The organism is Providencia sp. PROV255 (genome assembly GCF_028478065.1).
Taxonomy (GTDB): Bacteria; Pseudomonadota; Gammaproteobacteria; order Enterobacterales; family Enterobacteriaceae; genus Providencia; species Providencia rettgeri.
Genome location: NZ_JAMPMI010000010.1, coordinates 259,185 through 272,857 on the forward strand (window position 1 = coordinate 259,185; position 13,673 = coordinate 272,857).

The following is a 13,673-nucleotide window of genomic DNA, read 5'->3' on the forward strand; positions in this document are numbered from 1 at the left end:
GGTTGCAAGCGAATATGTTAATTTTATGTTTATTTTGTGTTTCTTAATTGAATCGTTTTTCGAGGGGGTTTTAAAGAGATTTTCTAAAGGTTCGCTGGTACTTTTCGTTGAAAATTGTTCTTTGTGAAAGAAATGTGATCACTTCGATGTTTTGATATTAATGTAATGCTTAATTTTATTTGTAACATATTGATTATTATTCAATAATAAAATTATTTCTATATTAATGTTAATTGTATTATTTTTTGTAATTGTTCTTTTTTTTGATCTTTGTATTCACTTTTGGTTAAGCATTATTGGTATTTTTACAAAGTTAAAACGAAATTTATAAAATATCAAAAATGTTTTTAAAATGTAACGTGATTTGAGGGCGTAACAGTTTATCGAGATAAACTTGAAGAGGATTTGAGATACAGCTAAGGAGCTATTGATGATTTTTTCTCAGAAATAAGAATAAAATCACTAAGGCTCCTTTTTAATGAAGGTTTTGTTCCCGCCATAGGCTAGGAGAGCATCCGACTAATCGGTTAAAAAAACGAGCAAAATAGGCGGGGTCTTTGAAACCGAGCTGGTAGGCAATCTCTGAAACAGGGCTATCGGAAAACAGTAACATCCGCTTGGCTTCTCGCAATATTCTGTCAAAAATTAACCTTTTCGGTGGCCGGTTAGCGAACCGCCGGCACATATCTTTAAGGCGTGACTCTGTGACATCAAGTTTTTTGGCATATTCAGGCACTGCGAGGTGTTCATGATAGTGTAAGTCAATAAGCTGATTAAACCGCTGGAATAGGCGGTGTTCGCCTCTAACCCCTGTTGTTGGGTGCTCATCAAGTGGAATAGAGCGCAGTAGAAAGGTAAATAGCGCTTGGGCTAAAGAGGCAAGAACTTGGTCTTTGCCTGTATGGTTATTAGCCGATTCACGAGCCATTAATGCCCAGTAATGGTTAAAGGTATCGATATCATCAGGCTTATCGGCAACAGATAAACAAATAGCAGGAATATCGACCAAATCTGGATTGGCAGGGTACAGTGAGCCAAGAAGCGGGGTGATCAGGTCTTGCCGTACGGTGAGTACGTGGCCGTCAGTGTCTTCTTGAGTGAAAAATGCATGTGCAACCGAAGGGGGTGTAAGAATAAATAACGGGGCTTGAACAGAATAGCGTGACTCATCGAGCTGCAAAGTAATATGGCCGGTAACCAAATAGTGCAACTGAAAGAAACCATCATGGCGATGAGCTTGCATGTCGCGACCAAAGAAGGCGGCCATGTTGCCAAAGGTTTGGTAGTGGACGTCGTCGGTGCCTTGGGTTTCGTCGTAGTCTGTACTGATGTCTATATTGGTAATTAAAGTTGAGTTACCCTTCATTCTTCGGCTCGCAGCGTTGTTGGCCTCACAAGCCAACCCTAGTCACATACTTCAGTATGCTCCTAGGGATTAACTTGCTTGCCGCCTAGCTGCAAGCCAAATTATTTTGGGTAACACCCTTTAATAATTATTTGCAGCGTAAGTTATTAAAACATTTAAAATATCAAAACATTAAGGTGTTGCTCTTGGTCTTGAGTTTTTCATTGGGATAGCAATGACTAACAGCGCGCCGACCACCAGCAGGCCAGCCACAAAATACAGGCCTGAGTTAAAGCTACCGGTTTGGTCTTTTAGCCAACCAATTAACAGTGGACTGACGGCAGAACCTATATTACCTGTTGCGTTGATAACAGCAATACCGATAGCACGAGCACGTAGACTGATTGATTGGTCTGGCGTTGTCCAGAACACTGCCATTGCAGTAAATGAACCTGTTGATGCCATGATGATACCAATCAATTGAATGACTGGATGGCTAGTCATCGCCGCGAGCACCCACCCCGCTGCTGCAAATAAGTACGGTAAGGCGGTGTGCATTTTCCGTTCTTGTAACCGGTCAGAGCGGCGGCTCCAATAGATCATCCCAAGGATAGTACAAAACTGTGGGATGGCAGTTAACAGCCCAATCATGGCATTACTACTGCCTTGATTGAAGCTTTGCATAATTTGCGGAGTCCAAATATTGATGGCACTTAATGTATTGGTTAAACAGAAGTAGGCCACGGTATACATCAGAATGACTGGAGTGAAGATTTCTTTCCATAAACTTTTATTTTGCATTGCTGTATGGCTTTTTGAACCATGAGGTTGCACAAGCTCTAGTTGGTCCTGGTCCATCATTTCTTGCAATGTGTCTTTATCTTCTTGGGTCAGCCATTTGGCTTTCTTTGGTGAATCATCCAAATAGAACCAAACCAACACACCGAGGATCACGGATGGGAAACCTTCTAGCAGGAACAGCCACTGCCAGCCTTTTAGGTTTAAAATGCCATCCATGCCTAAAATATAACCAGAAGCTAGTGAACCGAATGCCATGGTGACTGGCATCGCAATCATAAATAAGGCATTAGCACGAGCACGGAAATAGGCAGGGAACCAGTAAGTTAAATAAACTAAAATCCCCGGTAAGAAGCCAGCTTCAGCGATACCCACTAACATCCGTAGGACGTATAAACTGGTTGGCCCTGTGGCAAACATGGTGGCTGTAGAAGCGATACCCCAAAGTACCATGATGGTGGCTATCCAGCGGCGAGCCCCAACAATCCCTAACATGATGTTACTTGGAATACCAAAAATCACATAAGTGGCATAGAACAAGGTGGCTGCTAAGCCAAACATGGTGGAAGTTAGGCCGATATCTTTCCCCATAGTTAGACCTGCAAAGCCGATATTAATACGGTCTAAGAAAGAAAAAACAAACAGCACAAATAAAAATACAATGAGACGTTTAAATAGTTTATTAATCACCCGCTGCTGCGGTTCGGTTAAATTTTTATGTTGTTCAGCAGGGTTAGTGCTTGCAAGTTGTTGATTACTCATATTGTAGGGCCCTCAATTCTTTCTTTTGCAGATTATTATAGGTACAAGGGACTAGTAGGCAGTCATGGTGCTGTCTGCCCTATATTGCGATATTGATTTTTTATTTATCTAATTAAGTTATTTGTCTGTAGGGTTAAAATTAACTTATTTAGAGATAGCTTTATTAATAAACACTGGGTGCACTCGAGGTCACCTCTGAGACTGTTTTACCAAACTTTGCTGCTAGTGCTTCTGCGGTACGTGCCAGTAGCGTGGTATCGACCCCGACGGCAACAAATAGTACGCCGAGTTTAAGATAATGTTCGGCAACATCTGGGGCTGCCATTAAAATACCTGGTGCCAAGCCAGCCTCACGAATTTGGACAATCGCTTTTTCTATCGCAGCTTTGACTTCTGGGTGGTTAGGGTTGCCTGAAAAGCCCATATCTGCACTAAGATCCGCAGGGCCAATAAACACGCCATCGACACCTTCAACTTTTAAGATCTCAGGAAGATTATTCATGGCTTCACGGGTTTCAACCTGTACTATCACGCACATTTCATCATTGGCACGAGTTAAATAATTAGGTACTCGGTTCCAGCGAGAAGCGCGAGCTAAAGCACTGCCGACACCACGGATCCCTGCGGGTGGATAACGCGTTGCGCGTACCGCTTGCTTGGCTTGCTCTGCATTTTGCACCATTGGCAGCAACAACGTTTGTGCGCCAATATCTAGCAATTGCTTAATGATAACTGGATCATTCCATGGCGGACGAACGACGGGTTGTGACGGATAAGGGGCAATAGCTTGTAACTGAGATAAGGTCGTTTGCACATTATTTGGTGCATGTTCACCATCAATTAATAACCAGTCGAAGCCTGCACCGGCAAGTAATTCAGCACTATATGGGCTGCACAAGCCAAGCCATAAACCAATTTGCGGTTGGCCACTTTTTAAGGCTTTCTTGAATTTATTTTCTAACAGATCCATGGGGATTCCTTATACAAATCGGCAGCTAATGGAACCCATATTGCCGTAGTCAACATGGAATACATCGCCTTTACGAGCAGGGACAGGGCGTGTAAATGAACCACCTAAAATAATTTGGCCCGGCTCAAGTTGTACATTATGCGGTGCTAATTTGTTCGCTAGCCATGCCACACCATTCGCTGGGTGGTTGAGTACAGCCGCTGCTACGCCAGATTCTTCAATGACACCATTGCGATAGAGCAGGGCGCTGATCCAGCGCATATCCAAATCGCGTGGCTTGATTGGTCTGCCACCTAAAATTACTGCGCCATTTGCTGCGTTATCTGAAATGGTATCGAACACTTTGCGTGGGCGATTGGTTTCAGGGTCAACGTTGTGGCAACGTGCATCAATTAGCTCAAGTGCTGGGATCACATAATCAGTCGCGTTATACACATCAAAGATGGTGCAGTTTGGCCCGCGTAATGGCTTCGCGAGTACGAAAGCTAATTCAACTTCAATGCGTGGCACGATAAAGCGGTCTGTTGGAATATCACAGCCGTCATCAAAAAACATATCGTCAAGAAGCGCGCCGTAATCAGGTTCATCAATCTGTGAACTGGCTTGCATTGCTTTAGACGTCAGCCCAATTTTATGGCCTTTTAACACGCGTCCTTCAGCAATTTTCACGCCAACCCACTCTTTTTGAATAGCATAAGCATCGTCGATCGTCATTTCTGGGTGATCGAGTGAGATCTGACGAATTTGCTCACGTGATTTTTCAGCCTGATTTAGGCGCTGTGCGATTTGCGATATGACATCTTTTTGTAACATCTTATTTTCCTTTTGCACCTCAGCTCGTCATACTTCGAGCTATAACTGCGTTAGCTTCACGATAGGCTTGCGCCTATCCCCTAGTCACACGGGTATGCTCCTAAGGGATTAGTCTCATTTACTGCCTTGTTCTAACTCGAATTATTTAGAGCTAAGATTTTAAAAGCGAAGACCGCCAGCTAATGTGTCTTTCTAATTGGAAAGACCACCAAAGCAGAGGTATTTCACTTCCAAATAATCTTCAATTCCGTAGCGTGAACCTTCACGCCCCAGACCCGATTGCTTAATACCACCAAATGGGGCTACTTCATTTGAAATAATGCCTTCATTAATACCCACCATGCCGCTTTCTAATGCCTCTGCAACACGGTAGATACGCCCGATATCTTTTGAATAGAAATAAGATGCCAAGCCAAATTCAGTATCATTGGCAAGAGCTATCGCTTCTTGTTCATCGCGGAATTTAAATAATGGTGCCAGTGGGCCGAACGTTTCTTCTTTTGCGACCTTCATGGACTCAGTCACACCTGTGATAACCGTCGGTTCAAAGAACAAGCCACCTAATTGGGCTGGTTTACCCCCTGCAATCACTTTTGCACCGTGTGAAACGGCATCTGCAATATGTTCAGTGACTTTATCGACCGCGGCTTGGTTAATCAGAGGGCCTTGTTGAGAGTCCGCTTGTGTGGCTGGTCCGATTTTCAGTTCATTCACCGCTTTTGCCAAACGAGCTGCAAATTCATCGTAAACCCCTTCTTGGACTAAAATACGGTTAGCACACACACAAGTTTGCCCGCTATTACGGAATTTAGCCGCTAATGCACCTTGTACTGCTGCATCTAAATCAGCATCATCAAACACGATAAATGGCGCGTTACCACCGAGTTCCAGAGACATCTTTTTCACCGTATTGGCACACTGTTCCATCAGCAACTTACCGACTCGCGTTGAACCCGTGAATGTGAGTTTGCGAACAATTGGGCTGGAAGTCATAACGCCACCAATAGCTTTAGCATCAGTACCTGGAACAATGTTAAACACGCCAGCAGGAATGCCAGCTTCTTCCCCTAACGCTGCCAATGCTAATGCTGATAATGGCGTTTCTGCCGCAGGTTTTAATACCATCGTACAACCAGCTGCAAGCGCAGGGCCGACTTTGCGAGTGATCATGGCATTTGGGAAGTTCCATGGCGTGATAGCCGCAACCACACCCACGGGCTGTTTTATCGTCACCAGACGACGTCCTGGCAGAGGTGATGGAATGGTTTCCCCATACACTCGTTTACCTTCTTCAGCAAACCACTCAATAAAGCTGGCACCGTAGGCAATTTCTCCCATCGATTCAGTGATCGACTTACCTTGCTCAGCACTGAGTAATTCGGCCAATTCCTTTTGGTTATCCATCATTAAACGGAACCATTTGTTTAAAATTTGGCTGCGCTCTTTGGCGGTTTTAGCACGCCATGCCGGCAGGGCTTTTTCTGCGGCTTCGATAGCTTGTTGAGTTTCTAAAGCACCGACATTGCTGACGTTAGCGATAACCTCGTTATTTGCTGGGTTAGTGACCTCAAATACACTTTTATTTTGGGCATCAACCCATTGGCCGTTGATATAAGCTTGTTGGCGAAATAATGTAGAATTGGTATTTATGCTCATTTTTCGTTGTTCTCCGAAGACACTGATTGGACTTGTGGGCGGATATTTTTAGCTGATAGCTGTTGGCTAGCAAAACTTAACCCGGCACAAAGCGCCATAACAAGTGCCATAGCGAATGGGGATTCATCTTGTAATACAGAAACTGCAACGCTGGCGACAGCCGCTAAGGCAAACTGAATAGAAATGGCAAGTGCACTGGCACTTCCTGCAATTTTCCCGCGATGTTGCAGTAATAGTGACAAACTGTTCGTGCCGATAGCATTGACCATCGATAAGAACAGTACGACTAGAATAACAATTATGGGCAAACTTTGTTGGTAAAATATGAGTAACAGCAGACCAAACGCTAATTGAAACCCACTTTGCATAGTCAGTATGCGCGTTAAACTATAGGTTTTTAGTAGTTTAACGTTCAACAACAGCATGACAATCATCCCCAAGATGTTACAGCCGAACAGCAAACCATAATGTTGTTCAGAAACACCGAAATAATTGATGTACACAAACGGTGAACCACTGATAAAGGCAAACATACCGGCAAAGGAGAAAGCCATGGTGCCAATAATACTCAGTGCTTCTCGGTCTGTGAGCACCTGTGCATAATTCTTGAAAGCGACACAAAGTATATTTTCAGAACCGCGCTGGTGGGTTAACGTTTCAGGGAGTAAGAAAAAAATTGCACACACCGAAGCCAAGCCAATCACTGCCAGCAAATAGAAAATCACTTGCCACTGAAAATGAATGAGTAAAAAACCACCCAATAGCGGTGCCAGTAATGGCGCTATCATGGTCACAAGTGTCATTAATGACAGTACTTTAGGTAACTCATGAGCAGGGTAAACATCCCTAGCGATAGCTCTTGCCATCACAATGGCCGCTCCACTGCCAAAAGCTTGCAGCGCTCGGAATACAATCAAAGTATTTGCATTGGTGGCTTGGGCGCACAACAAACTGGCGACAGTAAAAATGGCAAGGCCACTTAACAACATTTTCCGACGACCTAGAAGGTCACTTAGTGGGCCATAAAACAGCATTCCAATGCAGAATCCGGCAAAAAAGGCGCCAAGAGTGTACTGCATTTGCCCTTGAGTGGCGTGTAACGCAATACCCATTTGAGGGAGGGCAGGAAGGTACATATCGATAGACAATGGACCGAATGCCACTAATGACCCTAGTAATGGGATCAAATAGTGCGGTATGTGTTTATCGAAATTTTTAACCATCTTGCCCTCTCAATAAAACGATAAATAAAGATTTAAACCATTAACCTTTAAACTGTTAACCCTTAAATAAGGCATGAACATTGTTTTGCTTATAATTTAAAACTGGATCAAGCTCTTCCATGGTAAAAGATAATGCGAGGTAGCGTTTTGCCATCAAATCGGCAAAATGTTTTTTGATCAGCTCAAAAATCATTTCCCCCGTTTTTTGCCTATCTTCAAGAGAACGCCCAGCACCTATCTTCAACGTCATATGGACAAAAGCATAATCGTGCTTGCCATCGGCCATTTGCCAAGTATCTAGCCAAATAGCACGACTACGAATGCCACCTAATGGGAAGATACCTGTTCCCGCAAGGGCTTCATTCACTTTGGCGAAGAGCTCAGGTAGCTGAGCGTCATCACGAATGTTTTCTGTACATTCTGCATAAAAATGAGGCATAACAACTCCTTACGCAGTGGTGGCTTGTTTGTCAGTAATATAACTAGGCAGAGGGAATACCGCGTTTAATTGCCCTGTTCCAGAGCTTGCGAACAAGTCAGTTAAAATTTCCACTTTTTCGGCGTATTTATCCCAACCCAGCATACCTAATAGCATCACGGTGTCGTGCATATGGCCTTCGCCATAGCAGTAGTCGGCATATTCAGGTAACATTTTGCAGAATTCTTCAAAACGTCCTTCACGCCAAAGTTTGACGACGCGTTTATCCATTTGCTCATCAAATTCACGTGTGTAGCTGTTCATGCCATCTTCAGCACGTTGGTCATCAATAAAGCGGTGAGATAATGAACCACTTGCTAGTACCGCCACAGTTCCATCGTATTTTTCAATCGCAGTCAGTACGGCTTCGCCTAACTTACGGCTGTCTTCAAAACTATGAGAAGTACAGAAGGCTGAAATCGAGATGACTTTAAAGTGACGATCGCTATTCATATAGCGCATAGGGACTAATGTGGCGTATTCGAGGGTTAAGCTTGGAATTTCATGTGCTTGAGCACGAACGCCTAATTTACGTGCTTCCTCACCGATCATTTGGCCCAATACGGAGTTCCCATCATATTCATATTCCATATCACGAATAAAATGTGGAAGCTCATTACTGGTATAAATACCTTTGAAGTGGTCAGCACAGTTAATATGATAGGCGCTGTTAACTAACCAGTGTGTATCAAAAACAATAATAGTATCAACGCCCAACTCACGGCAGCGGCGACTGATTTCTTTGTGCCCATCGATAGCGGCTTGGCGACATCCAAAGTTTTTACCTGGTAGTTCTGATAGGTACATGGATGGGACGTGTGTTATTTTTGCTGCGAGTGCCAACTTACCCATTTCCTTCCTCCTTCGCTTATCCGTCATACTTCGCGCCGTAGCGTTGTTGGCTTCATAAAGTTACCCTAGTCACATACTTCAGTATGCTCCTAGGGATAACTTCACTTACCGCCTAGCTACAACACGAATTATTTAGGATAAGTAGCCAAATTAATTATCATTGATTCAAAATTACTTAGAATAAAGAATGGTGTAGCTTGCTACGGAATAATTTTGCTTTTTATTACACACCCCAGCGAGGGATGTTGTGGTCTCCGTAGGAGATACAGACGTTCTTCATTTCCGCGAAGACTTCGAAGCTATACTCGCCACCTTCACGGCCTACACCCGAAGCTTTTACACCACCAAAAGGCTGGCGCAGGTCACGCACGTTTTGGGTGTTAACAAACACCATGCCAGCCTCAATGCTGCGTGATAAACGTAAAATCTTGCTGACATCTTGTGTCCAAATATACGAAGCAAGACCGTACTCAATATCATTTGCCATGCGTAGACCGTCTTCTTCAGACTTAAACGGAATTAAACAAGCAACAGGCCCAAAGATCTCTTCTTGGGCGACACGCATGCGGTTATCGACATCAGCCAATACGGTAGGACGCAAGAAATTACCACCTTTGAGGTGATCAGGTAGATCAGTCGGTTTGTCTGGACCACCCGCTAACAAGGTTGCGCCTTCTTCCATACCTAAGCGAATATAACCCGAAACTTTGTTCCAGTGCTGCTGGCTGATCAATGCACCCACTTGGGTTTTGGGATCGTTCGGGTCACCGACGATCAGGCGATTTGCCCGCTCAGCAAAGCGTTTAACAAACTCAGGGTAGATGCTTTCTTGAATGAAAATACGTGAGCCAGCCGTACAGCGTTCACCATTAATGGAGAAAATAGTAAACAGAGCTGCGTCTAGTGCACGCTCAATATCGGCATCTTCAAACACCAACACAGGTGATTTACCACCTAATTCCATAGAATACTTTTTCAAGCCTGCATTTTGCATAATGGTGCGGCCAGTAGCCGTACCGCCGGTAAAGGAAACCGCACGGACATCATGATGCTTAACTAACGCATCACCCGCAGTGCTACCGTAACCTTGAACTACGTTCAGAACACCTGCTGGAATACCGGCTTCTAGTGCCAGTTCACCGAGGCGATTTGCCGATAATGGTGATAATTCAGACATTTTCAGAACCGCAGTATTACCCAGTGCTAAACAAGGGGCGGTTTTCCATGTGGCGGTCATAAATGGCACGTTCCATGGGGAAATCAGTGCACAGACACCCACAGGTTGAACCAAGGTGTAGTTCATCATCTTGTCATCAACAGGGTATGTACGGCCGTTCATTTGCTGGCAAATTTCAGCAAAAAATTCAAAGTTATGTGAAGCACGTGGGATCAACACGTTTTTAGTTTGGTGAATAGGTAAACCGGTATCTTTGGTTTCCATTTCCGCGATTTGCGGGACGTTTTCGTCGATCAATTCACCAAGGCGACGCATTAAGCGAGCGCGCTCTTTCATTGGGGTATTGGCCCACTTTGGAAAAGCGTCTTTCGCTGCTGCAACGGCTTGGTTGATTTCATCTTGTCCACCCGCGGCGACTTCTGCTAATACTTCACCCGTTGCAGGGTTGGTGGTTTCGAAATAGTCTTTGCTGGCAACGTTTTTACCGTTGATCCAATGATTAATCTTAGTCATTACACTCGTTCCTCATAGTCTTTTTCGCTGATAATGGTGTTGACCAGTCGGCCAACGCCTTCAACTTCAACAATGACTTCGTCGCCCGGTACCACGTCAGACAGCCCTTTTGGTGTCCCCGTAGCAATCATGTCTCCCGGTTGCAATGTCATAAAGTCACTGAGGTAAGCAATTAAAAAAGGAATATCGAAAATTAGATCGGCAGTGGTGCCTTTTTGGCGTAATTCACCATTAACATAGGTGTACAAAGCCAAATTATGCGGATCTTTAATGGCATCTTTATCGACAATCCAAGGGCCAATCGGCGTTAAAGTATCACGACTCTTAACACGTAAATTTGGGCGATAATAGTTCTCTAAATAGTCACGGATCGCATAGTCATTACACACGGTGTAACCTGCGACATAGTCCATGGCATCTTCCCTTGAAACCTTGTGAGCTGTTTTACCAATCACCACCACTAATTCAGACTCATAATGCATATATTCCACATTATCAGGGCGAACAGAAACTTGGCGATGACCCGTTAAGCTGCTTTCTGCTTTTAAGAAAATTAAAGGCTCTTCAGGTGGCTTAAATTCTAATTCGGCAGCGTGGTCGGCATAGTTCAGGCCTAGGGCAAACAAGGTTCCTTGCGCAGGAGGTAACCATTCAACATCAGGAGAATCACCCGCAATCACGTCCCCGTTAGGTAACGTAATGGCTTCGTTATCACCGACGGTGACGGAATATTCAGTGCCTTTAAAAAGGATTTTTGCGTGTTTTGTAATCGTAGACATTATTTTCCTCCTGCTGCCACAACGGTATTTTTCAGGCTAGGAAAGCCTTCCGCTTGAATAACCACTTCGTCACCGGGTTTGATGGTGACACGTTGTTGTGGTGTGCCGAGCAGGATCACATCCCCTTGCTTTAAGGTGGCGAAGTCACTTAATGCAGCAACTAACTCACTCGCATCACGGATCAGATCTTTTGTTGACCAGCGATCCACTTCTTTACCATTTACTAGGGTGATGATATCGACAGGATTATTTAGCGAAGTTGCAACCATTTCACCAATTGGACAAAACGTGTCGCGGCATTTTGCTTTAATGGCAGGGCGATAGAAGGTGTCTTCTGGCAAGCTCACTTCATTTGCCAGCGCAAACCCAGCAATAAACTGATGTGCATCTGTCTTACTGACTTTACGTGCATTTTTACCGATCACCAAAGCAAGCGTAGCGCCACTTTGCACTTCTTCACCAGCGGGATGCAAAATTTTCTCGCCTGAATTGATACGCGTATTACGCGGCTTAATAAACCACACTGGGGTTTTTGGTGGGGTTTTATAAGGGGCTTGCTGGAATGCCTCAAGCCAGTGGCTAAGCTGGCTTTGATGATTGAGGGCAACGGCAAATACAGTGCCTTTCATTGACAACTCCTTAATGAAAAGAATTCAACTTTCGAGTAATTATTAATATATTAATAAAGTATAATTTTGAAATTAGCAATAGGTTTATGGAAATGTTAATTTTAATTGTGATCTCATTAACATAATTAAGTTATCTTTTTGTAAGTTGATGTTATAAAAGAAATTATTATTTTTTGAATTTTTTTTGATTTACAAAAAATTAACTTAAAAGTGAGTTTTTAAATTATTTACTCATTAATATTTTAGGGTTTTTCTTTGAGATTGTTATTTGACCGTGCTACTCTTAAATAAGGCAAACTGGTGATGTGAAAGCTCATAGTTATGGTATGTGATTTCATCAAAGTACAGGGCCAACAAAGCGAAATGGCAACTGCCATAAAATGCCAAAATTGGGTTAAGTAACGTTAATTAAGTGGTGAGTTTTAATCTTATGCATGAATCATTGACAATTGCATTATTGCAGGCAAGAGAAACCGCAATGGGTTTTTTCCGGCCGATATTAAAGTCGTATAATTTGACTGAACAGCAATGGCGTATCATTCGAGTTTTAGCTGATAAGCGTTCAATTGATTTTCATGAATTATCAGTTCAAACCTGTATTCTGCGCCCAAGTTTAACGGGGATCCTAACCCGTATGGAGCGCGAAGGTTTAATTTTCCGCTTAAAACCGTTGAATGACCAACGTAAATTATATGTCTCTTTGACACCTGCAGGGCAAGAGCTCTATGACAAAGCACGGCAGGAAGTGGAAGAAGGCTATCAAAAAATAGAGCTGGCATTTTCACCAGAGAAAATGCAGCAATTAACTGCGTTGTTGGATGAGCTAATCGCTTTAGAGAGCCCAGATTATAGTAATATCGCTGCTGATAAGAGAAAGAGCGCCTAAATTTTCGTCATATTTCGAGCTCTAGCTGTGTTGGCTTCTTTCGGCTATTTGGGTCATATATTGATGTATGCTCCCCAAACTATCCTCAATTGCCGCCTTGCTAGAGTTCGAACTATTTAGAAATTTAATCATTGGCCATATTTCGGTTATTTGGGTTACATACGTGAGATGAATAAGCGGAAAAGTGCCTAAATTTTCGTCATATTTCGAGCTCTAGCTGTGTTGGCTTCTTTCGGTTATTTGGGTCACATACTGATGTATGCTCATCTGACTATCTTCAATTGCTGCTCCTACAATTCGAATTATTTAGAGTATAGTTATCACTTGAATAATTCCCTTTCCCTGTAGATTCACTGCAATCGAACTTTACTTATACTCATTAGATAAACGCTAAATTCCCCACTGTCATATCCTTTTTTGCAATTGTGAAATTACCTGTAGGGCTACTTGTGACAAAGTCTTCAGCAAAATTATTTTCTAATAAAATCAATCGATTGATTTTCAGTGTGTAATATTAAATATTATCTTTAATGAAGTATTAACCGAAATAATGGAATGAAATAAACACAAAAAACCGTATTAAACAGGAAAGTGTTCAATTTTAGTCATAGTGAATATTTTTTATCTAAAAACAGTTAATGAGAATAAGTTACATTACTATTAACTGACTGTTAATGACAAAAACTTAAACAACATGACAAATAATCAAATTATATGGCGTTTATTATATTTACCGTTATTCATGATTTCGCCTTATGGCTACACAGAAAATCAATTGCTACCTTCTGCAGG

12 protein-coding genes are annotated in these 13,673 nt (G+C 42.9%); 1 reads left to right on the forward strand and 11 read right to left on the reverse strand.

Translation table 11 applies throughout. The annotated features are described in order from the left end of the window. Positions 1-475: 475 nt before the first annotated feature. The 11 genes from hpaA to PR725_RS12755 form a co-directional block, all read right to left on the reverse strand. Positions 476-1,366, reverse strand: coding sequence for a 4-hydroxyphenylacetate catabolism regulatory protein HpaA (gene hpaA / locus PR725_RS12705; protein WP_004914320.1), 891 nt, complete (start codon positions 1,364-1,366; stop codon positions 476-478). Positions 1,367-1,537: 171 nt separating this feature from the next. After that, complete coding sequence (hpaX, locus tag PR725_RS12710) at positions 1,538-2,905, reverse strand: 4-hydroxyphenylacetate permease (RefSeq protein WP_004914317.1); 1,368 nt, start codon at positions 2,903-2,905, stop codon at positions 1,538-1,540. Positions 2,906-3,068: 163 nt separating this feature from the next. After that, positions 3,069-3,875, reverse strand: a complete 807-nt coding sequence (gene hpaI, locus PR725_RS12715; RefSeq protein ID WP_196723330.1) for a 4-hydroxy-2-oxoheptanedioate aldolase — start codon at positions 3,873-3,875, stop codon at positions 3,069-3,071. A gap of 9 nt (positions 3,876-3,884) precedes the next feature. After that, complete coding sequence (hpaH, locus tag PR725_RS12720) at positions 3,885-4,688, reverse strand: 2-oxo-hept-4-ene-1,7-dioate hydratase (RefSeq protein WP_004914311.1); 804 nt, start codon at positions 4,686-4,688, stop codon at positions 3,885-3,887. A gap of 192 nt (positions 4,689-4,880) precedes the next feature. Beyond that, the gene (locus PR725_RS12725; protein ID WP_110732248.1) at positions 4,881-6,344 is read right to left on the reverse strand and encodes an NAD-dependent succinate-semialdehyde dehydrogenase; all 1,464 of its coding nucleotides are present in this window, start codon (positions 6,342-6,344) and stop codon (positions 4,881-4,883) included. Continuing rightward, on the reverse strand, positions 6,341-7,567 hold the full coding sequence (locus PR725_RS12730) for a Bcr/CflA family multidrug efflux MFS transporter (RefSeq protein WP_117162839.1): 1,227 nt from the start codon (positions 7,565-7,567) through the stop codon (positions 6,341-6,343). The genes PR725_RS12725 and PR725_RS12730 overlap by 4 nt, the downstream gene beginning before the upstream one ends. Positions 7,568-7,622: 55 nt before the next feature. Next, a complete protein-coding gene (locus tag PR725_RS12735; protein ID WP_004914298.1) occupies positions 7,623-8,006 on the reverse strand; it encodes a 5-carboxymethyl-2-hydroxymuconate Delta-isomerase in 384 nt (127 codons plus the stop codon). Between the two features lie 9 nt (positions 8,007-8,015). Beyond that, positions 8,016-8,897, reverse strand: coding sequence for a 3,4-dihydroxyphenylacetate 2,3-dioxygenase (hpaD, locus tag PR725_RS12740; protein WP_004914293.1), 882 nt, complete (start codon positions 8,895-8,897; stop codon positions 8,016-8,018). 223 nt (positions 8,898-9,120) lie between these two features. Beyond that, positions 9,121-10,587 carry a 5-carboxymethyl-2-hydroxymuconate semialdehyde dehydrogenase gene (gene hpaE, locus PR725_RS12745; protein ID WP_004905295.1) on the reverse strand — a complete coding sequence of 489 codons (1,467 nt, stop codon included), beginning with the start codon at positions 10,585-10,587 and terminating at the stop codon, positions 9,121-9,123. Then, positions 10,587-11,366 carry a fumarylacetoacetate hydrolase family protein gene (locus PR725_RS12750; RefSeq protein WP_004914288.1) on the reverse strand — a complete coding sequence of 260 codons (780 nt, stop codon included), beginning with the start codon at positions 11,364-11,366 and terminating at the stop codon, positions 10,587-10,589. Before PR725_RS12750 ends, hpaE begins: the two co-directional genes overlap by 1 nt. Continuing rightward, complete coding sequence (locus PR725_RS12755) at positions 11,366-11,995, reverse strand: fumarylacetoacetate hydrolase family protein (RefSeq protein WP_109911939.1); 630 nt, start codon at positions 11,993-11,995, stop codon at positions 11,366-11,368. Before PR725_RS12755 ends, PR725_RS12750 begins: the two co-directional genes overlap by 1 nt. A 430-nt stretch (positions 11,996-12,425) precedes the next feature. Between PR725_RS12755 and hpaR the strand changes: the two genes are divergently transcribed. Continuing rightward, a complete protein-coding gene (gene hpaR, locus PR725_RS12760) occupies positions 12,426-12,881 on the forward strand; it encodes a homoprotocatechuate degradation operon regulator HpaR (RefSeq protein ID WP_004905292.1) in 456 nt (151 codons plus the stop codon). Positions 12,882-13,673 lie beyond the last annotated feature (792 nt).